This window comes from Streptomyces canus, from assembly GCF_030816965.1.
GTDB classification, from domain to species: domain Bacteria; phylum Actinomycetota; class Actinomycetes; order Streptomycetales; family Streptomycetaceae; genus Streptomyces; species Streptomyces canus_E.
Genome location: NZ_JAUSYQ010000002.1, coordinates 1,480,387 through 1,504,386 on the forward strand (window position 1 = coordinate 1,480,387; position 24,000 = coordinate 1,504,386).

Sequence of the window (24,000 nt, forward strand, 5' to 3'; positions counted from 1 at the left end):
GAGACCGGGTGTCCGGGTCAGCGCCCGGCGGGCCGGTCGGCGGAGTGCCAGGTGTAGGTGCGGTGGAAGCCGTCGATGCCGGTGTGCAGCAGCAGCTCGCGTTCCTTGGTGAAGCTGTCGAGCAGCGGCACGTAGCGGTCGACGTCGATGCGTCGTTCACGTTCGGGAACGAGGCAGGAACGCGTCTCGCCCAGCAGCTCGGTGTACTCCTCGAACGTCAGCTCGCTGCGGGCGGCGAGAGACCGGCCGATCCCCAGCGCCGCGACCTCCCGCTGGGCGCGTGCGTCGACGACGCCGCTGTAGAACTCCGAGGCACACCCGGAGCCGTACGAGAACAGGCCCACTCTGTCCCCGGGGCGGGGCCGGGCCGTCTCCAGCAAACCGGCCAGCGCGAGGTAGAGGGAGCCCGAGCACAGGTTGCCGACCTCGCGCGGGTAGGCCAGCGCCGGTGCGACCCGGCGGTCGAAGTCCTCCTCGACGGCCTCCGGCGAGCGTACTCCGGAACTCTCCCGGAGCATCTTGCGGTGCGCCGCCCGGACGAGCCCGGCGAACGGGGTGTGCATCGCGAGGTGGTCGAAGGTGGTGGCGAAGTCGGCGCCTTCCACCCGCTCCGCGTAAGCGCCGAAGCTGCCGCTGAGACAGTCCAGATAGGCGAAGAGCGAGCGGTCGGCGTCGGCCACGTCGAAGGTGGGCCCGGGGCGGGCGGAGTCGAAGGTCTCGTAGCTGTAGGTGCCGAACGCCCCGGGATCCAGGGCGAGTACACGAGGATCGTCCCCTATGACGAGGGCGGCGGCCCCCGTCCCCATGGCGGGTTCGGTGTACTGCGCTCCCTCGTCGACCAGGGAGACGTCCGTGCCGATCACCAGGGCCTTGGCACCGGGCGACAGCCCCGAGGCGATGTGGGCGGCGGCGAGCTGGAGGGCCGCCGTGGCGCCGTAACAGGCCTGTTTGACCTCCAGGACACGGCAGTGGCGGCTCAGCCCCAAGTACTCATGGACGTAGGACGCGACCGACTTGCTGTAGTCGATCCCCGACTCGGTGGAAGTGACGAGCAGTTCGATGGCCTCGCGCCCGGCCGGTGTCATGCGGTCGATCAGCGGACGGGCGGCGTTGACGGCGTGGGTGACCGGGTCCTCGCAGGGCAGGGCGACGGACTTGTTGTTCATCATCACGTTGGCGAGGCGCGCAAGGTCGAGACCGCGGCCGGCGAAGAGGGCGGGCACGGGGATGCGGGCCACGCCGCAGTGGACGTTGAGCGCCTCGATGCCGAAGCGGGGCACGGGCACCCCTTCGCCCGCCGGTACCGCGGCGGGGGTGTCGTGCGGGTCGTGGGCCGTCACCGGCCGCTCCTCTCGTCCAGCAGCTCGTGCAACAGGTCGGTCAGGGCGTCGATGTCGGGAAGGTCGGCGAAGCTCGCCAAGGGCTCCTGGATGGCCAGACGGTCCAGGAGGCCGACGATGATCTCGACCCGGTCGACCGAGTCGGCCCCCAGGTCCCGCAGATGGGCTCTGCCCCTGACGCGGTCCTTGTCGAGGCCGGGCAGGATGTCGAGGACCGTTTCCGTCACCACTTCCTCGATCCGGGCGCGTGCCGTCACGGCTGTCTCCTTACGGGGTGTCATCGGCCCGGCTTCCCGCCGGCGACCTTCAGCTCGGCCACGGCCAGGGCGGTGTCCCGTCCGAGGTCGTGCAGGACCGCCTCAATGCGTTCCTCGGACGGATCGGCCGTGTTGCGCCACAAGATCAGCGTGATACGGATCGTGGTGTCCGCGTCGGCGTTGCCGAGGTAGCAGATCCGCTGGTCGAGGACTGCCCGGTCGCGGAACTCCCGCTCGCCGCGCCCCAGATGGGCCCATAGCCGCAGCAGCGCCCAGTCGAGCATGGCGAAGTACGACGCGAAGTACAGCAGCCCCACCCCGTTGAGGTCCCGGCTGGCCTCCACCGGATAGTCGACGGTGAACCCGGTGACGACGGCGTCGTGCCCCTCGGGCGGCCCGTCGAGGAAGGTGCCGTTGTCCCGTGCGTGCGCGTAGGCCAGACGCGGTGAGAACTCCCGTGGGACAACGGGGAGATGATGGTGGCTGAACCCCACGGGCGCGGCGCGCACCAGTCCCTTGTTGCTGCCCTCACGGCCCCGTGCGATCCAGCGGTTGAAGTTCTCGACACGCAGGTCGCCGGGGTCCGGCTCGGTGTGGAAGGCGACCGGATCCAGGGGGCGCGGCGCCGAGCCGTCGTCGCGCCGGACACGGTGCAGTGTGAGGACCGACTCGCTGCCCTCCCCGAAAACTCCGGACACCACGCGGATCCGGTCGCCGAACCCCAGGGAGAGCGGGTGCAGCACCCGGCTCCCGTGGATGCGGAAGTAGGAGAAGGAGAGGTAGACGGGCGACCCGTCCTCGCCGCGGGCGTCGTACACGTCGGTGCCGGTCGCGGCGGTGACCGCGTCCCACGTCCAGTCGCCAAGGCGTGCGGCGAACAGCGAGTTGGGGCCGCACATCCCCGGGGTGACTCGTTCGGTGCGCACGACCGTGGTGGCGTCGACGTGCTCCACTCCGGCGGGGATCCACGCGGCTTTCGGTCGCGCGGGGGCGTGCGGGCGTTCCGCGCTCGTCATGCCTCCTTCCGTCCCGTCTCGGTCAGGAAGCCGGCCAGCAGCTCGTTGAGTTCGGTGGCGTGGGTGAGGGAGGGGAAGTGTCCGGCTCCGGGCAGTTCCGCGTAGCGGGCATCGGGGATGGCGCCGTGCAGGAGGTGGGCGGTCTTGAGCGGGATGACGGTGTCCAGGGCGCCCTGCACGATGAGCGTCGACACCGCGATGTCCCCGAGCCTGCCGAGCAGATCGGGGCGTGCACCGAACACCTCCAGGTACCTGAGCCCCGTACGCGGATCCATGCTCTCGCAGCGCAGGAGCGTCTGCTCCAGATCCGTCCGCTGTGCAGCGAGGCGGACGCCGTCGGGACCCTGGACCACCGCGTCGAAGTCGTGCCTGCCGACGATGTCCAGCCGGTCGAGGCCGCCCGCGCGGTTGCCGATCCGGTAGGAGCTGCCGATGAGGGTCAGGGAGGCGCAGCGGCCCGGGTGGTCCAAGGCGTAGGTGAGGGCGCCGAGGCCACCGAAGGACGCTCCGGCCACGTGCACCGGCCCGTCCTCGCCGAGGAGTTCGAGCGCGGTGCGGGCCGTCGCGGCCAGGGACGACAGGCTCAGGTCCGTGATGCCGGTGGTGGCACCGACGCCGGGGTGGTGGACACAGATCAGCCGGTAGCGGTCGGACAGCCCGGCGAACTGTCCCGCGTAGAGGCCGGCGCCGATGTTGAACGGCGGCATGAGCAGCAGCGCCGGCCCCTCCCCCGCCGTGTACACCTCCACACGTCCGCCGTCGGGGAGGGAGAGGAGGTGACGCTCGGCGCTGGGGCAACTCGCGTGCAGAGCATCGTAATTGCCGTCCGGCTCGGCGGCTCCGACCTCCTGCGGGGCGGTCCGGTCGGTGTCGCCCTGCGCCGGTGCGCCGAGCAGTGCGGCGATCCGCGCGCCGGCCCGCTCCGCTTCCTCCGGCTCCGTTCCGAGGGGCACGGCGAAGCGCACCCGGCGCTTGAGTTCGTCGGTGTCGCCGAGGTGCGGCGCGCCGCGTACTCCGGTCTCGCGGTGCAGGAGTCCGACGCAAGCGAGCGCCGGTTCCTCTTGGCCGGCGAACCGGTCGAGGGCTGTGGGGTCGAGAAGCACGCAGTGGCCACCGGGCCGGTCGCCGACGGGCAGCCCGGCTTCGTGCAGCGTCCGCCACAGCGCGCGTACGGCGGTCATACGGCGCTCGACGAGCTCCGCGACGCCGGCTGTGTCGAGCAGCGCGGCGCAGGCCTGCCGACGGGAGCGCAGCGCCAGGTCGTGGCCGGTGTCGGCGACGCGGGCGCGGGCGTCCGCGGCCAGGGCCGGATCGTTGATGAGCAGCAGGGCGCCGGCGGTGACGCCGAAGTCCTTGGGCAGGCTGAGCGTCGCCATGTCGCCGAGAGAGAGCAGGTCCCGCACGACGCTCCACAGTGCGCGACCGCTCTGTCCCGGCTCGTGGGCGATGACCGCGGCGGCGTTCTCCACCACGCGGGTCGCGTCCAGGAGAAGCGGCACTCCGCGTCCCTGCGCCAGCTGTCGCACCGCGCAGAGCCCGGCGAGCGACACGGGCAGACCGCCCGAGGCGTTCGCGGCGAGTTCGACGGCCACGAACGAGATCTCCCGGGCGGGGTCGGCCAGCGCCTCGGCCAGTGGCTTCGTGGCCGGGTCCGCGCCGGACCAAGAGGATTCGTCCTGGGTGCGGCCGACCGCCCGCGGGGTGAAGCCCGCGAGGACGAGGGTCGAGGCGAGGGTGGGGAAGAGTCCGTTGTGCGGCACCTCAGCGCGGCTGCCGGACCAGACGGAGCACAGCAGTCGCTCCGCGGCGCGCCCCGAACCGACGAGTACGGCGTGCGCGAAGGGCAGCCAGTCAGCGGCGGGCAGGCCATGGGCGGCCGGCCCGTCGGCGCCTGCCGCCGCTTCGGCGAGCGTGGCCATCCTCCGCTCCACGGCCGGGCCGTCCAGCTCCGCCCAGGAGTCGGTGAGGAAGTCCGTTCCGATGGTGTCGTGCGGCAGGGTGAGGACCTTCCGGCCCAGGGCTACGAGGTCCTGAGCCCCGGGGCCGGGTTCCTGGGGCACGGTCCGCGCGGCGTCGTCGAACGGGGCCGCGCCGTCGGCGGTGAGCAGGTCGGGGTCCGCGATCATCAAGATCAGGTCGGAGGCCGGGGTGCGGTCCGCTCCGGTGGGCTGGCACAGGTAGAGCGGCAGGTTCGTCGGCCTGAACTTGTTCTTGAACTGGAAGTTGCCCTCCCCGAAGATGCCCACGGACCGCAGTTCCGCGAGCTCCCTCTCCAGCTCCGACCCTGTCCCCGCGCTCGCGGAGTCCTGCTCCGTGATGCCGAAACTCGCGCCGAGGCTGAGAGTGGTGCAGCCCTCCTCGACCAAGGTCTCGATGATGCGCACCATCGTGTGCTCCAGGCCCCCCAACGGCGCGTCGGGCGGATAGAATTCCAGGTCCAGGAGGTAGCCGGGCTCGGAGGGTATCCGGGTGAGGACGATCGCGTTGACCAGCGCCCCGTCGAGCCTGGTGAGGAACAACCGGTGTTTGTCCGCCAGCCGGCCATCGCGGATCTCCTCCCGGACGACCTCGATGTACGGATTGACCATCTTCTTGTTCTCGGTCCAGCGGTCGAGGAGCTCCGCGATCTCCGCGTCGCACGCCGGGTCGTCGCCCGAGCGGTAGCCGACGGTATGGACCTCCCCGGAGCGCTCGAAGCGTTTGACCATGTAACGCAGCCGGGACATCCGGCCGCCGCCCAGGGTGAACGAGGGCAGGTCGTCGAGGCGCTGGAGAGCGCCGAACCGCGTCGCGGTGAATGGCTCGCCCGCGACCCGCTCGAGCGGTTGCAGGGACAAGAAGTTGGGGCGCAGTGCGTGGCGGCGCGCGTAGGCGACCAGTTCGGCGGCCAGGTCCGGGAAGTCCTCACTGGTTCCGACGTAGCTCCAGGCGAAGAGCACGTCGCCCCGGACCGAGACGTGGAAGTAGCCTTCGCGTGCGCGTCCGAGCAAGGCGTACGGGGCGATGTCGCGCCCCGCGAGACCGTTCTCCTTGCCGTGGCGGCGGTCCAGTTCCGCGAGGAGCGCGGCGGCAGCGGGGGTGCGGGCGAGGTCCCGCTTCAGCAGGAGCAGGGTGTCGTCCGCCTCCTGGGAGAGCCGGTGCGCCTGCACGTCGCGGTCGGCGGCCGTCGCTGCCGTCTCGTGGGGACCGCAGTGCCTCTTGTCCGCCGTCCGCGCCCTGGCGAGTGCGGCGGGTGCATCGCCGCCGAAGCGGCGTTCCACTTCCGCGGCGAGGGCGGTCAGGTCCTCCTCGTCGAAGAGCAGGGTCTTGGGAAGCGGCCCGAACACTCCTTCGAGGGTGCTGATGACCCGGAGCATCTCGAAAGAGGTGAGACCGTTGTCGGCGAAGGTGCGATCGGGGTCAAGCGGTCTTCCGGTCTGCTCCTCGATCGTGGTGCGCAGTTGGCCGTGCAGGGTGGGGCCGGAGGGCGACGGCGGGATCGCGGCCGCCTCGGGGCGGGAGTCGTCCGCTTCGGTCTTCGCTGCGGTCTGCACGGCGATGTGTGCGCACAGCGCCTCGACGGAATCGTGCTCGTAGAGTTCAGCGGCCTTGAGGTTCATGGCCAGCGAGTCATTGAGCCTGCGGACGAGTTCCATCCGGAAGATCGAGTCGAGGCCCAGGTCGGCGAAGGGCCCGGTGGTGTCGAGCAGGTCCGCCGGCACCGCCAGAATGGTGGCCAGTTCGTGCCGCACGATCTGTTCCACGTCCATGTCCGCGACCGATTCCGCCTCGCGAACCTCGCGCCGCTCCTGGTCGGCTTGCGGTTCCGACGCCCCGGCAGGAACGTCGTCGGGCTCCGGAGTGTCGTCGATCCGCGGGCTCGGTGCGAGGCGTATCCGGGGACGTTTCCTGCCACGTCGCCGCTGGGGTGCGGCTGCTTCTTCGTGCACCGTTTTCTCCTGGATCGGGGCGGTTGCCGTGTGCGCGGGGTCGGCGGAGGGCTTGGTTTCGGCGAACCAGTACGTCGTGGTGGCGTAGGGGAAGCCCGGCACTCCCGCCAGCCGCCGGACCGAGCCCGCAGACAGGGCCGTCGGGCCTGTGGTCAACCGCGTGGGCCTTCCCACGACCCACGCGGCGAGGTCCTCGTCCGGCACGGCCGGGGACGCGTCCTGCGGGGAGGCCGGGCTTGCGGGTTGTGCACCGTCCGTCCGTTCGTGGCTCTGGGGTGCGGTTCCTCGGTGGGCCCCCGGGAAGTCCTCTCCCGCTGCCAGGGCGCGCAGCGCGGCGACGGCGTGGGAGGGGGTGTCGGCCGCCAGGGCCCAGCGGTGCGGGAAGGGGTCACGGCCTGTCCGCAGGGTGTGGGCCAGGCGGGGCAGTGTGCCCGTGGGGGTGGTCTCCAGGTACGCCGCAAGACGGGCCGCGTATCCCCTCAGGGCCGTGTCGTCGGGCGCGGAGAGCAGGAGCGGGTGCGGGCCGGCCGTGGGCGGGGCGGGTGGTGGTTCGTCGGCAGACTCCAAGACGACGTGGGCGTTGGTCCCGCCGAAGCCGAAGGAGCTGACACCGGCCCGCAGAGGGAGGGTGCCCTCTGGGCCGTCCGCCGGACACCAGGGTTCGAGGCGTGTGCTGAGGCGGAACGGGCTCCCTTCGAGCCGTACGTAATCGTTCGTGTCGTCGAGGTGGAGCGTGGCGGGGAGTTGCCGCTCCCGCATGCTCAGCACCACTTTGAGCAACCCTGCGATGCCGGCCGCGGCCTCCAGGTGGCCGATGTTGGACTTGACGGCACCGAGCACGGTCGTGGCACCCGACGGTGCGCCTTCCGCCTGCTCACAGGCCAGTTGCGCGAAGGCCTTCTTGAGCCCTTCGATCTCGACGGGGTCACCGAGCCGGGTCCCCGTGCCATGGGTCTCGATGTAGCCGACGGTGGACACGGGCACGCCGGCGTCGCGGTGGGCCGCCGTGATCACCCGGGCCTGGGCGAGCGGGTTGGGAGCGGTGAGCGAGGTGGCGTGGCCGCCGTGGGCGACGGCACTGCCGCGGATGACGGCGTACACGTGGTCGCCGTCAGCGCGGGCGCGGGTGAACGGTTTGAGCAGGACGACGCCGACGCCCTCACCGCGACCGTAACCGTCCGCGTCCCGTGCGAAGGGCTTGCAGCGCCCGTCGGGGCTGAGCATCCCCGACTGGTCGAAGGCCACGAAGAGGTTGGGGCTGAGGACTACGTTCACCCCGCCGGCCACGGCGACCTCGCATTCGCCGGAGCGCAGCGCCCTGACGGCTCGGTGGACGGCGACCAACGCGCTCGAACAAGCGGTGTCGAGGGCCTCACTCGGTCCGCGCAGATCGAAGACGTGCGACACCCGGTTGGCGAGGACGCAGGAGGCGACACCGCTGGCCGAGTGTGCCTCGACGGGGATGTCATGGCTGCTGAGCAGGTCATCGTAGTCGCTGGCGGCGACCCCCGCGAAGACCCCCGTGGCGGTTCCCGCGAAGGCGCTCGGCGCGTGACCCGCGTCGTCGAAGACGCGTCGCACCGCCTGAAGGAACAGACGCTGCTGAGGGTCCATCAGCGCTGCTTCGCGGGGCGAGATGCCGAAGAGCGCCGCGTCGAAGGAGCGTACGTCCTCGAGGAAGCCGCCGCGTACGTCGCGCGTACGGGGATCCGCCAGCAGATCTGCGCGGTCCTGTGGGACAGGGCCGGTGAGATCGTCACCGGCGGCAAGCCGCGTCCAGAACGTGTCCAGGTCGGGAGCCCCGGGGAGCACACCCGCGATGCCGATGACCGCGATGGCGTCGGGGTCCGGTTCGGGGGACGGCGCGGGTGGTGGGGCCGGCACCGGGTGGAGCGGGGGATCGGTCGGGAGGGTGGGTACGGCTGGGGTGGTCGTGGTGGTCGGGACGGCCGGTGCAGCCGGTACGGCCGTGGCCGCTGCTGCCGGGGCGGTCGCGGCACCCGGTGCAATCGGGGTGATCGGCGCAACCTGTGCGGGCGGCGTGAGCGGTAGCGTCGCGGCCACCGCCGGGCCGTGGTTCTCGACCAGGTACCGGGCGAAGGCGTCCAGATCGGCGCACTCGAACAGGACGGTCGGCAGCAGGTCGAGGGAGTACCGCTCGTTCACCTCACTGATCAGCTCGGTCAAGGAGATCGAGTCGAAACCGGTGTCCATGAGGTCGGCTTCAAGGTCCACTTCCCGTTCATCCACGAGCAGGAACCGGGCGGCCATCGTGCGCAGCGCGGACCGGGCGGCCTCCCGGAGGATGTCCGGGTCCCGCTCGGCGGTGCCGACCACCGTCACCGGTTCCGCGACGTCGGGCGGGACCGCGGTGGTTGCCGGGGAGGCGTTGACGACAACGCAGCTCTCCTCCGTCGCCAGCGCCGCGCCGAGCGCCCGCAGCCCCTTGTCGGTGGCGAGCGGGACGCTGTCCCAGCGCTGGGCGAAGAGTGCGCGGGTGCCGTCCGTCACCTGCATGCCCCCCTCCGCCCAGAGGGGCCAACACACGGAGAGGGAACGCCCGTTGCGTTCTCCCGCCCGCTCGCGCTCCGCCCGCCGGGCGGCGAACTCGTCCAGGTAGGCGTTCGCGTACGCGTAGTCGGCCTGGCCGAGGTTGCCGGTGCGGGCCGCGACGGAGGAGAAACAGACCAGGAAGTCGAGCGGATCACCGGCGGTGGCCTCGTCGATGTGCTCGATTCCCTTGATCTTCGGGTCGAGCACCGCGGCGACGTCCTCGGCCGTCTTGCGCACGGCCCGCATGTCGCGCCTGGTTCCGGCCGCGTGGATGACGCCGCGCAGCGGTCCGTGGGTCCGCCGCACGTCGGCGACCAGCCGACGTACGTCGTCGACGTCGGCCACGTCCACCTTGTACGGCACGATCCGTGAGCCGGGGAACGAACCCTCGGCCGCCCCGCTGCCCGCGCCCGCCGCGTCAACGGAACGCCCTGCCAGGACCACCGTCGCGGGGGCCTGATCGGTCATGTGCCGGGCGAGCCGCCGCCCCAGGGCGCCGGTGCCGCCGAGCAGCAGGTAGACGCCGTTTTCCCGTAGCGGCAGGGCGGGGCCGGTGCTGCCGGGTGCCGTGGGAGCGAGCGCCTGGAGGTCGCCCAGCGGTTCCAGGTCCCGGACGTGGCGTGTCCCCTGGGTCATCAGCACTTCCACGCACCGGTTCTCCGGGGCCGCCGTCGGATCGGCGGCCAGCACTTCCGCGATCAGCGCGGACGCGACGTCCTCGGGACGGACGGGCGAGTCGAAGGTCACGGCCGCCGCCGCGAAGGCGCTGTGTTCGAGGGCAAGGGTGCGCAACAGGGCCGGCAGTGCCCGCTGCGCGGGGCGGCGGCCCGCGGGCGCGTCCGCATGGCCCGTGACGAGGCGCAGGGGCGCTCCCGTACGGACGGCGCACAGCGTACGGACCGTCCAGAGGAGGGGGTGGAAACCGCTCCTGACATCGGCGTCGTCGTACGTGTCGGGCGCGACGTGGACCACCGCGTCGGGCACCAGGGCGTCGGCGTGCAGGTCCTCGACGAGCCGTGCCAGATCCTCCGGGCGCGCGGTGTCCAGAGCGTAGGAGTCGGGCGATGTGCGGGCGTAATGCTGCGCCGGGGCGACCCGGACGCAGCGGGCGCCCAGCCTGCTGAGGCCGTCGGCGAGGCTGTCGGCCTGCGGCCCCTCGGCCAGCAGGAGGGCGACACCGGGCGCGTTCCCCTGCCTCGCGGGCGGCGGCTCCGGCCGCCAGCGCGGCGCGAGGAGCGTGACCTTTGTCCCCGCGTCCTCCGGCGACTCCGGCGACTCCGGCGACTCCGGCGAGGGTGACAGTGAGAGTGACGTCGACGCGGCCGACCGCTCAGGGACGGATGCGGGCGCGGCCCCCTCTGCGGTGGGCTCGGGGAGCCAGTAACGCTTGCGTTCGAAGGGGTAGGACGGCAAGGGGGCCCTGCGCGGGGGCGTCTGCGGCCAGAGCCCGCGCCAGTCGACCGGCGCCCCGTCGACCCAGAGCCTGGCCGGCTTTGCGGGGCGGCCACGGGAGAGGAGGTCCGCGACGAAGGATGCGCCGTCCTCGTCGTCGAAGAGGCCGCCCGCGGGTCCCGCGGTGCCGGTCAGGGCACCCGGCGTGGTGCGCCCCTCGGCCAGGGCGGTCAGCGCGTCGATCAGTCCCGCACGGTCGCCCGCGGTGACCGCGAGGCGTTCCGGCAGCTCCGCGCGGCCCACCTGAGTGGTGTAGGCGACCTCATGCAGAGGCACGTCGACACGCTGTCGCAGAAACGCGGCCAAGTCCCGTGCCTGCACTCGCAGTTGCTCAGGCGTACGGGCGGAGAGCAACAGCCAGCGCTCGGCCTCGGGGGCGTACGGACGTCCTTCCTCGGCCGGCTCGGTCGCCTCGGGTATCCGTGTCGCACCGGAGGCCGTGGCGGGAATGTACTCCTCGATGACGAGGTGCGCGTTGGCTCCGCCCGCGCCGAAGGAGCTGACCCCGGCCACGCGTGGCGAAGGTCCCGGCCAGGGGCTGAGCTCGGTCGGCAGGTGGAACGGGGTCCCCGACAGTTCGATCTTCGGGTTCAGCCGGTTCAGTCGTGCGCACGGAGCGATCCGGCGGTGCCGCAACTGCAGCAGCACCTTGGTGAGTCCCGCGATGCCGGCCGCGCCCTCCAGGTGGCCGATGTTGGCCTTGACCGAGCCGAGCGCGCACACGGCGGGTGCCTCAGGCCCGGTCAGCGCCTTGGCGAGGCCCGCGATCTCGATGGGGTCGCCCAGCGCGGTGCCGGTGCCGTGAGCCTCGACGTAGCCGAGGGAGCGGAGGCGGGCTCCCGAGTCACGCCATGCCTCCCTGACGAGAGCGGCCTGGGCGTTCGGGTTCGGGACGGTGTAACCGGAGGTGCGTCCGCCCGCGTTCACATGGCTGCCCCTGATGACGGCCCAGATCGTGTCGCCGTCGGCCTGCGCTGCGGCAAGGGGTTTGAGAAGCACGGCGCCGACGCCCTCCCCCGGTGCGAACCCGTCGGCGCTCTCGTCGAAGACCTTGCATGCACCGTCGCGCGAGAGCATGTTCATCGAGCTGAGCGCGATGAGGTGGGCGGGATGGAGGATGAGGTTGACTCCCCCCGCGATGGCCATGCGGCACTCTCCGCGCCGCAGGCTCTGCACCGCCAGATGGACGGCCGTCAGCGAGGACGAGCAGGCGGAGTCCACGGTGAAGCTCGGCCCGTGCAGGTCAAGCGTGTAGGAGACGCGGTTGGCGATCGACCAGGAGGGCGAGTGGCCGTCCCCGTACCGCCCCCGCGGCCAGCCTCCGGCGGCGGCAAGCTGCCCGTAGGCACCGTACATGGTGCCCGCGAAGACGCCGGTGGACGGCTGCCGTGTGCGGGGCGACAGACAGCCCGCGTCTTGTAGAAGGGTCCAGGACGTCTCCAGGAAAAGCCGTTCCTGCGGGTCCATCGCCGCGGCGTCGCGCGGCAGGATCCCGAAGAAGGCCGGGTCGAACAGGTCCACGCCGTCGATGAATCCGCCCCAACGGCCGTATGTGCGCTGGGGTTGCCCGGGCTGCGCGGAGAAGTGGGTGCGCCAGTCCCAGCGTTCGGCCGGTACCTCGGTGACGCAGTCGGCACCCTCGGAGATCTTCGACCAGAAGGTGTCGACGTCGGGGGCGCCCGGGTACCGGCCCGCCACGCCGATCACCGCGATGGGTTCGGCCGTGTCGTCCTCGGGCGACACGTTCTTCGTGGCGATCTGCGCCTCGCTCGCGTCCGGCGGCTCCTCGGCGGGGTTCGCGCGGCCCTCGGGGCCGATCACGGCCGCCAAGGACGCGCCGTGGGCCTCGATGAGATGGGCAGCCAGATCCGTGATGGTCAGATGCTCGAAAAGGAGAGTAGAGGGCAGTTCGCCGAGATCGCGCTCGAAGCGGTCCACCAGGGCGAGACTGACCAGGGAGTCGATGCCGAAGGTGTCGAAGCCCGCCGTCTCGTCCAGGGCCTCGACGGTGAAATGCAGTACCTCGGCGAAGACGTCCTTGACGTAACGGCGCGCGCGGGCCGCGGTGACGGGATCCGGCTCCGTGCTCCACGCTCCCGCCGGCCGACGGCGCGCCACGAGAACAGCCTGGGCCAGCTCCTCCTCAGGCATGCCGGGCAGACCGCGGACCCGCTCGGGCGTGGTGCCGGCCGCCGTCAAAGCCGCACGCCACTGCCGGGGTGACAGCAGGGGTGCGTGCGCGAGCCGGCCGTCCGAGGTGTCGAACCGCCACCAGCCAGCGGTGAGTCCGAACGTCAAGGTGAGGAAGTCGTCCGCCCGGGTGACCTCGTTGACAAGCAGCAGCCCGCCGGGGCGGAGCAGCGAGACGATCCTTTTGAGAACGGCCGACAGGTCAGCGGTGGCGTGCAGCACGTTTCCCGCGAGGATCATGTCGTAGCCGTCCTCGGGCACGTCCAGATCCTGTTCGCGCGGGTCTCGCTCCACGTCGAAGAGGCCGAACGTCACCTCCGGACGGTCCCGGTACCGCTCCTTGGCCCGGCTCAGGAAGGCGGCCGAGACATCGGTGTAGTGGAACCGCACCTCGACCGCCGACTCGGCGCAGACGCGCAGGACGACATCGGTGCCCGCCCCGGTTCCCGCGCCGATCTCCAGGATGCGGGCGGTCCGCTCCTCGCACCGCGTGAGCCGGGCGGCCTCGGTGGCGACCTCCTCAGCGAGCAGCGCGTGGTGGTGGTCGGCGGCCAGGTTTCCGCCGTAGACGCGGGCGAGTTCGTCCGTGGCGCCCCTGGGGAACAGCACTTCGACACCGCTCACGCGTCCGGCGAGGACGTCGGGCAGCGCGTCGACGCACCGGCGCAGCAGGTCCAGATGGGCGGTGAGTCCGGGGTGACGTTCGGTGAAGTCCTCATCCTCCCCGCTCCGTCGGCGAGTGTCGGGCGGCAGCAGGGTGAGCATGTCTCCGGTCCGGCGGATGGTCCCCCTGCGTTCCAGGATGTCCAGCAGTGCGTAAAAGAGCCGCTTGCTGTCCGGGGTGAGATGGAGCGCGGCAGCCAGCCCGCCGACGGTCGTCTCCTCGCCCACCACGGGGATGCCGGGCAGGCCGCGGAACCTGCGGTCGAGGAGGTCGCGCGCCGTGGCGACCAGTTCGGCGTGACCGCGCACGGCCGAGGCGAGCGTGGGGCGGCAGGTTTTGAGGAGGTCCGGTACGAGGTCGCTCGCCGCGCCGTTGAGGACGAGGGTCTGGGGAAGCGCCGAGGTCAGCACCCGCTCCAGGGCGGTCAGCCCCTCAGCCACCTCGATGGGTTCGATGCCCAACTCGGCGAACCTGCGCCGGTACTCAGGGGTGGCCACCGCGCCGACACCGCCCCAGTAGCCCCAGTTGACCGTTGACGCCGGGACGCCCCCATGACGCAGCTCCGTGGCGAGTGCGTCCTCGAACCTACTGGCCGCCGCGTAGTTTCCCTGGCCCGCCGCCGGCAGGAAGGAGACGGCGGAGGAGAAGAACACCAGGAAGTCCAGTGGATCCTCGCGCACCGCGTCTGCCAGGACCAGCGCGCCCTTGGTCTTGGCGTCGAGTACGGCCGTGAGGTCGCTCTCGCTCATGGTGGCGAGGGTGCTGTCCCGCAGGTCGAGGGCCGCGTGGACGACACCGTTGAGCGGGCCGACCTCGGTGCGGGCCGTCACGACGGCGGCGCGCAGGGCCTCGGCGTCGGCGGCGTCCGCGCGCAGGTACAGGGCGCTCCCGCCGAGGGCGGTGATCTCGGCGCGAGCCGCCTCGACGCCCGCGTCCGGCGCCCGTCGTCCGAGCCAGACGAGCCGCGCTCGGTGCCGGCGGGCCAGGTGCTTGCTCAGCGCCAACCCGAGCCCGCCGGTGCCGCCGAGGATCAGATATGTGCCCCCGTCGCGCCAGGGCGCGCCCGGCGCTGAAGCCGGCGCAGATACAGGTTCGGAGACCGCTTCGAGCGTACGGACGTATTTCCGTCGCCCGCGCACGGCGACCAGGGGGCAGCTCCAGTCGGCGGCGAGTATCCGGTCCGCCTCGGCGCGGGCATCGTCCGGCTCCCCGAGGTCCAGACAGCCGACCCGCCAGCGCGGGTACTCGGCGGCCAGGGCCGCCGCGAGTCCGGTGACGGCGGCCGCCTCCGGGTACGGGACCTCCTCGGCGCGGACGGCGACCGCGCCGCGCAGCACGATCCCGAAGGTGAGGGGCGCCCGTCCCCGGCCCGCCGCCAGCGCCGCTTTGACGGTACGGAACACAGCCGTCGTCAGATCGTTCGCGGCGGCCGGCCGGTCCAGCGGGGGCGCCGCCCGGCCGCGTCCCGGTACGACCGCGTAGACGGTGTCGTAGGGCTCCTCCCGCTCGTCGAAGACCGCCTCCGCCTCGGTGAGCGGCACACAGCGGACGACGACTCCGGGGTTCCGGCCGAGCAGAGCATGCACCAACGGGTCGCTTGGATCGCCCAGGACGGCGACCCGCCGAGGCGCCGACACCGGCTCGGGATCGTTCTGGGCGGGCAGCGGGCTCCAGACCGGCCGGTACAGCGCGGGGGGCTCGGGGGTCGATGCGGGTGCCGGTGCCGGCGCTGCGGGGCGCAGGGTAACCCCGTCGAAGCGTACGCAGACGCGTCCCGCGAAGTCGGCCAGCCGGACGGTGAACCGACGGTCCGCCCCGGTGCCCGGCCCCGTGGCCTGGACGTGGGCGTAGCGGGGCACGGCGGCGGGATCGAGGACGCACACCTCGTCCACGGAGAACGGCAGCAGCGGTGTTCGGGCCGTCGACGAGTCGGCGGTGCCGTCCGCGAGCAGTGCGACCACGCTCTGGAGGGCGCCGTCGAGCACGGCCGGGTGCGGCACGGTCGTCGTCTTCGCCCCGTCGAAGGAGACGGGCTCGAGCGGCAGCAGCGTTCCGATCGCCTCGTCGGGTCCGTGGGCGCGCAGTTCCGTCAGGGAACGGAAGGCGCCGCTGTAGCTCAGACCGCCACGTTCGAACGTGCGGTACAGCTCGTCGGCGCTCCAGCTGCGCGTCCCGGCACCGGTCAGGATGGCGGGGTCGAGACGCTCGCCCTGGGAGGGCGCGGGCGAAGTCCCGTCCGAATTCTCGTCGCGAGGGTCACGAGGGTCGCGGAGGTTGCGGACGTCGTGGAGGTCGCGGGGCAGGAGCACGCGGGCGTGTTCCGTGGCAGGTGCACCGTCGACCGTGGTGGACAGGGCGACGGTTGCCTTACGGGGCCCGGTCCGCAGCGTGAGGTGGAGCTCGGTGGGGGTTTCGACCTCCAGGGGGAGCGTCCAGCGAAGTCCGCGCATCAGCAGAGGAGTTGACGCGCCTTCTGCCAGGGCCGCGGCCGCCGCGAGACAGACGGTGGCGGTCGCGGGCAGGACGGTGCGGCCCGCGACGCGATGTCCCGCGACGATCCAGTGATCGGGGCCGATCCGCAGCGTCCTGGTCTCCTGCGCCTCGTCGGCGGCGGTCCCTGCCTCTTTCTTCCGGCTGCCGTCGGCCGGGTCCGGTCGCGCAGGCCAGTAGCGATCCTTGGTGTGGGGGTAGGGCGGCAGCGGCACCCGGCCCGCGGGCGGACCGGCGAAGAGGGTCTGCCAGTGAGGCAGTCGGCCCGAGCGGTACACGTCAGCAGCGGTACTCGCCGAACGGGAGGCCGTGGCGTCATCCTGCGGTGCGGCGGGGGCTGGGTCGGGTACGGGATCCGGTCCGTTCTCCGCGATCGAGCGAAGCCCTTCCATCAGGCCGGTGTGATCGGTGACGCTGAAAGCCGCGCGAACGGCGTGGTGGCGGTGTCCGGTGGCAAGGGTGTGAGCGATGCTGCGCAGCCTTGCCTCGCTCGGGTTCCCGGCGAACGCATGGGCCAGGTCGGCGGCTCGGCGGCGCAGTTCGGCGTCGGTCCGGCCCGAGACGACGATCAGTTCCTCATCAGCCCCATCCGGGGTTCGCACCGGGTACGGGCCGATGGGAGGTGCTTCGGCGATCACGAGGTGGCAGTTGGTGCCGCTGAATCCGAAACTGCTGAGCCCGGCGATACGGCGCCCGTCAGGTCCCGGGCGCCACGGCTCCAGCGTATGGACGACACGGCAGGGGCCGGCGTCCAGATCGATACGGGGATTGATGTGCGGCGAACCGAGCGTCGGCGGAAGCGCGCGGTGGCGCAGGGCGAGCAGCACCTTGATCAGCCCCGCGACGCCCGCTGCCGTGGTCGTATGCCCGATGTTTCCCTTGACGGAGCCGAGGCCGATCGTGCCGGGTTCTGCGGCGGTCGGCCCGAAGACCGCGTTGAGGGCCTTCACCTCGATGGGGTCGCCCAGTTCGGTGCCGGTGCCGTGCGCTTCGATGTAACCGACGTCCTGGGGGCCGATACCGGCCAGTTCTTGTACGCGGGTGATGAGTTCGCTCTGCGAGGTGGCGCTGGGCGCGGTGATGCCGTTGGTCCTGCCGTCGCCGTTCACGCCGGACGCCAGGATGACGCCGTGGATGTGGTCGCCGTCCGCGACGGCCCGGTCCAGCGGCTTGAGGACGACGACACCGACCGCCTCGCCCAACACGATGCCGTCGGCCTCCGCGGCGAACGGTGTGCAACGGCCGGTCGGCGACAGCATCCCCGACTTGCTGGTCCAGATGTGCATCTTCGGTGTGGACAGCACGGACACTCCGCCTGCGATGGCGGTCTCGCACTCTCCGCGCAGAAGGCTCGCACAGGCCAGGTCGACGGCGACGAGGGAGGAGGAGCACGCGGTGTCCACGGCGAGCGTGGGACCGGTCAGGTCGAGGTGGTAAGCGATACGGGCGGCGAGCACGGAGGGGGTGTTGCCGAGGAAGGCGCCGCTCGTGCCCGCTGTCCCCTGCTCGGTGAGCAGATCGATGTAGTCGCCCGCCGCGCACCCGGCGAAGACACCCCAGCGACGAGGGCCGGCGGCCGGCCCCGCGTACCCGGCGTTCTCCAGCGCGCGCCACGCCTCCTGGAGGAACAGCCGCTGCTGGGGGTCCATGGTTTCGGCCTCGCGCGGCGGCAGTTGGAAGAAGGGGGCGTCGAAGGCGTCGACGTCCGGCATCAGCGCCGCCCATTTGCTGTAGGTCCGGTCGGGAGCTCGCCGGTCGGCGGCGAAGTGAGCCTCCACGTCCCACCGTTCGGACGGCACCTCGCGGATGGCACACCGGCCCGCGGCCAGGTTCTCCCAGAAGGCCTCGGGATCGGCCGCATCCGGGAAACGCCCGGACAGACCGATGACAGCGATCGACCGGGAGGAGACGGGCCCGGGGCCCCCTTCGGCGTGGCTCACGGTCCGCGCCTCGTCGGCGACGCGCTCGACGGGGGCGAGAACCACCTGCGCGGCACCTGGGGCAGTGGAGGGGGGCGCCGCCCGGCCGGCTCCCGTGTCGGGCGCCCCGGCGTTTCCTGCGGCCGGCGCCCCCGGGGCCCTCGCGGGCCGCCCCTCAGCTCCTTCCACGCTCGGCGTCCCGATGGTGCCCGTAGACGACGACGCCTCATCAAAGGCCGCAATCGGCGCCCCGTCCGTCCCCGCGACGGACACGCCCGCAGCTTCCCCATTCGGCGCCCCCACAGCCCCCGCAGGGGAAAACGTCGCTTCCCGGTACAGGGCCGCTGCCCCCTCCAAGTCGGCTCGTACCGCCTCCGTGAGGGCGGGGACCGTCGGGTGGTCGTAGACGGTGACCGAGTCCAGGTCGGTGCCGAGTCTGCGGTTGAGGCGGCCGATCAGTTCCACGGCGCCGACCGAGTCGAGCCCCATCTCGGCCAGGCTTCGCGTCTCGTCGATTTCGTCGGGCCGCAGAAACAGCACCTCTCCGACGCTCTCCTCGATCGCGGCCCTGACCGCCTCCGCGCTGATACGGGACTTCTCCGCCGGGTACTCCTGCCGGAGGTCAGCGGCCTGCCCAGGCGTCCCCTGCCCTCCCAGGGCACCGAACCGCTTGGCCACCAACCGCCGCGCGTCCTCCCCCAGCACCTCCCGGTGCATCGCCACCTCGCTCTCGATGACCGGCGCCAGGTCACTCCACGCGCGCCGCGCCAGTTCGGACTTGAGGGCGCGCACCGCTGCGGGCGCGTGCTGGGCGACCGCGCGGGCCAGGCCGAGGGCGGTGGGCAGTACGTCTCTTCCCTTCAGGACGAGCAGGTCCGCGCCCCTGGCGGCGAGTTCACCGCCGCGCAGGGCGCGACCCGTGAACAGCATTTCGGCCGCAGTGACGGCGCCGAGCCGTCGTGCGAGAACGTGGCTGGCGCCGAGGCCGGGAGTGAACCCGTAGGAGAGGAAGTTGGCGCGGTACTCGGCCTCCTCGGCGAGGACCACGATGTCCGCGTGAAGGCCGAAGGTGAAGCCGCCGCCGGCGGCGTGCCCCTGCATCGCGCAGATGACCGGCCGGTCGCAACGGGCCAGCCCTTGGTAGAGGAAGGGAACGTCGGAGAAGCTCGCCTCGCCCGCGGCGATCGAGTCCAGGGCGCGTTCGTCGCCGCCCATGCTGAACATCCGGCCGGTGCCGGTCAGTACGACGGCGCGCACGGCGTCGTCCTCGGCGATGCGGCCGAAGGCCGACTCCAACTCCTCGACCATGCCGTCGCCGAACGTGGCCGACCGCAGGGTGACGAGGGCGATCCCCCCGTCGAGAAGCCGCAGTTCGACGGCTTCAGCGTCAACGTCAACAGGTTCCATGTCTGCGCCCTGCTCCACGTCGCTTTCCGCATCGTCGTCCGACACCCTGTCGTCCGGCGTGGGACGGGGCGCCCCGTCGCCCGCCTCCGCCCGCTCCCCGCGCCACCCGCCGAGCCGGCACGGCTCCTCCTGGAAGGGGTAGCCCGGCAGCGGCACCCGGCGCGGGCGGGTCGCCGGGTCATAGCACTCCTCCCAGGGCAGGTCCACGCCCGCCATCCAGCTCTCCGCGCACTGGCGGGGGAGTCCGTTCCGGAAGGCGGCCACGCAGTTCTCCGTGGATGAGACGGTGGCCGAGTCCGCGTCCTCACTCCAGTACTCGCCGCGCGCCCGGTCCGCGGGGGCGCCGTCCGCGTACCGGCCCAGGGACGTGACGAGGTGTTCGACAGAGCCCGTCAGCACCGCGAGCCTGCGGGCCATCGGGGTGCGCCCGACCTGAAGGGTGTACGTGATGTCATCGAGGGCCTCGGGGCCGGTGTCCGCCGGTGCCGCGCAACGGCCCGCCAGTTCGCCGAGGGTCTCCTCCAGGCCCACCCCGGTCAGGTCGGGGGCGGCCAGGTCAGGGGCGGTGGGCAGCAGGGCGGGGATGGCCATCAACTGGGTGTGGTCCACCCCCAGTTCGGCGAGGGTCGCGCGGGGGTCCCTCGCATCCGGCGGAATGGAGAGCGCTTCGGCCAGCGCGTCGACAGCGCGGTCGTCGGCAACCGTCTCGCGGCGGGGCGGGGCGGTCGCTCGGAGGCGGTCGGCCAGGGTACGCGCGTACTGCCTCAGGGTGTCCTCGTCCTTGGCGGACAGTACGGCGAGCCGTGCACCGGCGGGCTGTACGCCTGTCCTCGGCGCGGCGGACCGATTCACGTACTCCTCGATCAGGACATGGGCGTTGGAGCCGCCGGCCCCGAACGCGCTGACCCCGGACCGCAGCGCCCGCTCTCCCTGGCGCGGCCACGGGGTGGCCCGCAGCGGTACCTCGAACGGGGTCGCGGAGAAGTCGATGTGCGGGTTGGTCTCCTGGGCGTGCAGCGAGGGGGCGACCGTGCCGTGCCGCAGTTGCAGCAGCACCTTGGTGATGCCCGCGACCCCTGCCGCGCCCTCCAGGTGGCCGATGTTGGACTTCACCGAGCCGAGCAGACACGGTGCGGCGCCTGGCGGCCTCATCCCGAACACCCGTGCGAGCGCCGTCACTTCGATGGGGTCTCCGAGTGCGGTGCCGGTGCCATGGGCTTCGACATAGCCGACGGTCGCCGGGTCCCAGCCCGCGCGCTCGAGCGCGGCGCCGACCAGCCGGGCCTGTGCGTCGGGGCTCGGGACCGTGGCGCCCCCGGTGCGGCCCGCGTGGTTGATCACGGTGGTGCGGATGACGCCGTACACGTGGTCGCCGTCCGCGCGCGCCTTGGCGAGCGGCTTGAGGAGGAGGGCGCCCACCCCCTCGCCCGGCACGTAGCCGGTGCCGTCCTTGCCGAAGCTGCGGCAGCGGCCGTCCGTGGAGAGCCACTGTCCCTGGGCTAGCTGCAGGTACTTCTGCGGGTGTGTGGTGACGTTGACCCCGCCGGCCAGCGCCAGCGCGGATCCTCCGGTGCGCAGACTCTCCACCGCGAGGTGGAGGGCGGTGAGCGAGGAGGAGCACGAGGTGTCGGTGGCGATGCTGGGGCCGGTGAGGTCGAAGGTGTAGGAGACGCGGTTGGGGATCGAACTGTGCAGCGCGAAGGGGGCGACGCCGTCGGACGCGCCCTCGGCGAGCTGGTAGTGGTTCCACATCACGCCGGCGAAGACACCGACGGCCTCGCCGCGCAGGGTGTGCGGCGGGTATCCCGCGTCCTCCAGAGCGTGCCAGCAGGTGGAGAGGAAGAGCCGCTCCTGCGGGTCCATCCGTTCGGCCTCGCGGCGGGAGATCCCGAAGAACAGCGGATCGAAGTGGTACGCGCGGTCGAGGAAGCCGCCCCACTTGCCGTACGTGCGCCCCGCCGCACCCTTGGCAGGGTCGTAGTAGAGGCTGTGGTCCCAGCGGTCCGCGGGGATCTCGGTCACGCAGTCGTCGCCGTTGACCAGGCGCTGCCAGAACGCGTCGAGGTCCGGCGCCCCGGGGTAGCGCCCCGCCATGCCGATGACGGCGACCGCGCCATCGTCCGGGTCCGGTGCGGGGGGCGGAGCCATGAGCGGCCGCCTCTCCGGCGCGAGCGTCCTCTCCTCCGGCAGCGCCTCGCGCAGCAACGAGCCGAGCGCGTCGGGGAGGCCGTGCAGGACGGCCGTTCTGGCATGGCCGGAGTGCAGCACCCATTCCAGCGCGTGCAGGCCCTTGTCCGTGGGCAGCGGTAGGACTCCGGTGGTCCGGCCGGCGCCGAGGAGCCGGCCGGCGGAGAGCCGCATGCCGCCCTCGGCCCAGTAGGTCCAGTCGATGGCGATGGTGCGGCCGCGCCGGTCGGTACGCGCGGCGCGCCGGTGGGCGAAGGCGCCCAGGAAGGCGTTGGCGGCCGCGTAGTCGCATTGACCGGGGTTGGGCACGATCGCGGACAGGGAGGAGAACAGGGCGAAGAAGTCCAGGTCGTCGGTGGCGGTGGCCGCGTCCAGGTGCAGCGCACCGAGGACCTTGGGCGCCAGGACTCGGGTGATCTCCTCCAGGCGCTTGCGCGGGTACACCCCGTCCGCGCGGACACCGGCCAGGTGCAGTACGCCGTCGATACGGCCGAAAGCGGCCCGTGTCTCCTGTGCGGCGCGGACGGCCTGCTCAGGGTCGGTGATGTCGGCTTGGACGTACCGGGCCTCTCCCCCGCGCCAGCTGCCGAGTTCGGCTGACAGGTCCGCCGGCAAGGAACCGCGGCCGGCCAGGACCACGCGGGCTGTGTACCGCTCGACGAGGTGTCGTGCGACCAGCTTGCCGAGTCCGCCGGCCCCGCCGGTGATCAGGTACACGCCCTGGTGGCGCAGTGCTCCCGGGACGTCCACGGACGGCGGGGGCGCGGGCAGCCAGCGCCGGACCATCCTGCGACCGCCCTCGTGGCGGACCTCCGACTCGTCGGAGGGATCGAGCACCGCCGCCCGTATGAGTTCGCGGACTTCCTCGGCGGTGGCGGCGCCGCCACTCGCGGCGGGGGCCGACACAACTTTGCATCGCAGGCGGGGTGTCTCCGCGGTGACGGTACGGGCCAGGGCCGCGAGGGCGGCGGGGACGGGCGCGTGTTCGTCGGTGTCAGGGCAGATGACGTGCAGTCGTACGCCTGCGGTACCGCCGCGGTCGCTCAGGGCCCGTGCGGTGCGCCAGAGGGCGACGCACACGTCGGTGACGCAGGTTTCGTCGGCGGTACCGGGCAGGACGAGAGCGACTTCGGCCGCCGCGCCACTGTCCAGGTCCACGAGCATGTCGAGAGCGCGGGCGGCCTCGGCCGCCGCGGTGGAGTGACTGTCCTGGTCGAGCGGTTGTTCCGCTGTATCGACGGTGCGCAGCGCTGGGACCAGCCCGTGCAGGAGTTCCGTGGTGTAGCGGCGCGGTCCCATGACGACGAGTGGGCCGAGACTCCCCACGTCGCGGCGAGGCACTTCCTCTCGCTGCCAGCGGTCGACCAGACAGCGGGTGCGGGCTTCCCGGCCCTGGGGGTGGTCGGCTGCGCCGACGACGGGTGCCTCGGCGGGTACGTCAGTAGGGGCCGCCGGGATGTTGATGTCGAACTCGGCCGCCAGATGCGCGGCTAGGCTGGTGATGTCGCTGTACTCGAACAGCAGGGTCGGATACAGGGGTGCGCCGACGACCTGTTCCAGTTCCCGGCCCAGGGCGAGCAGCGCGACGGAGTCCAGGCCGAGGTCGTAGAAGCCGGTACGGGCGTCGACGGTCTCCGGAGCGCGTTCGAGGAAGGCGCCGACCAGCCCCCGCAGGAGCGCCACTACGTCCGTGGTGGTGGCTCGCCCGGCGGGCGGCGCGGCAGGCTCGGCGGAGGCGCCGCGTCGGGGACCGGGGGACTCGGCGCGTTTCCAGGTCACGCCGGTGCATGCGGCCACGAACCGTCCGTCGTCGTCGTAGAGCGTCAGATCGCGCGTCAGGGCCGCGCCGCCACCGGCCGCCGTGGGTCCGGCCGGTGCGGGCACAAGAACATGGCAGCTGCCCGTGGGGGTACGCGGCGCCCTGAACTCGCGAATGTGCACGAGGAGATACGGCTCGCCCGGTGCGGAGCCCTCGGGTTCGGGAAACGCCACGAGGGTGGCGGCGTCCAGCAGCGCGGGGTGCAGGGCGAACCCGGCCGCGCCCGCCGTGTCCGGTTGTTCGAGGCGCAGCGCGGCGAGGGTGTGGGTCGCGGTCCGGTGGAGGGTGCCGGTACAGCGCATCGGCGCGTCGTGCACCACTTTCCTGGCGGCGGCCGCCCGGTAGCGGTCCGCCATGGCCGTCGTCGTGGTCGCCGTGGGCGCGGACAGGGCACCGGGGTCGATGTCAGGCGGCCGGGGCTCGTCCTCGTAGTGGAGCGAAGCGGTGAGGTGCTCCTGCCAGTCCTGCCCGTGGGCAGGTTGGCCGTCCTCGCGCAGGGCGCGGCTGCGTACCCGTACGTCGTGGACGCCGCGCGCGTCGGGGTCCGACACGGTGCAGTGGATCTGCCGGTCGCGGTCGTCCACGGCGGTCAGCGGTCGCACGAAGACGATGTCGCGCAGGACCGCTCGGGCCCGGTCCTCGCCCGCCGCGGCCAGCATGCGGTGCACGAGGTCGAGGAAGGCCGCGCCAGGCAGTACGGCGACGCCGTCCACCCGGTGCGCACCGAGCACGAAGTCGCCTGTGGTCACCGTCGTGCGGCACTCAACTGCGGTCATG

The 24,000-nt window shown here is 72.3% G+C and carries 4 protein-coding genes; all 4 read right to left on the minus strand.

Going from position 1 to position 24,000, the window contains the following annotated elements:
- Positions 1 to 17: 17 nt before the first annotated feature.
- Genes QF027_RS07925 through QF027_RS07940 form a run of 4 tightly spaced genes read right to left on the minus strand, consistent with a single transcriptional unit; the run spans position 18 to position 23,999 of the window.
- Positions 18 to 1,340 (minus strand): hydroxymethylglutaryl-CoA synthase family protein, encoded by a 1,323-nt coding sequence (locus QF027_RS07925; protein WP_306984796.1) that lies wholly within the window; start codon positions 1,338 to 1,340, stop codon positions 18 to 20.
- Positions 1,337 to 1,597 carry a phosphopantetheine-binding protein gene (locus QF027_RS07930; RefSeq protein WP_307073650.1) on the minus strand — a complete coding sequence of 87 codons (261 nt, stop codon included), beginning with the start codon at positions 1,595 to 1,597 and terminating at the stop codon, positions 1,337 to 1,339. The genes QF027_RS07925 and QF027_RS07930 overlap by 4 nt, the downstream gene beginning before the upstream one ends.
- A gap of 20 nt (positions 1,598 to 1,617) precedes the next feature.
- On the minus strand, positions 1,618 to 2,613 hold the full coding sequence (locus QF027_RS07935; protein WP_306984792.1) for an LnmK family bifunctional acyltransferase/decarboxylase: 996 nt from the start codon (positions 2,611 to 2,613) through the stop codon (positions 1,618 to 1,620).
- Complete coding sequence (locus QF027_RS07940) at positions 2,610 to 23,999, minus strand: SDR family NAD(P)-dependent oxidoreductase (RefSeq protein ID WP_307073652.1); 21,390 nt, start codon at positions 23,997 to 23,999, stop codon at positions 2,610 to 2,612. Before QF027_RS07940 ends, QF027_RS07935 begins: the two co-directional genes overlap by 4 nt.
- Between the last annotated feature and the right edge of the window lies 1 nt (position 24,000).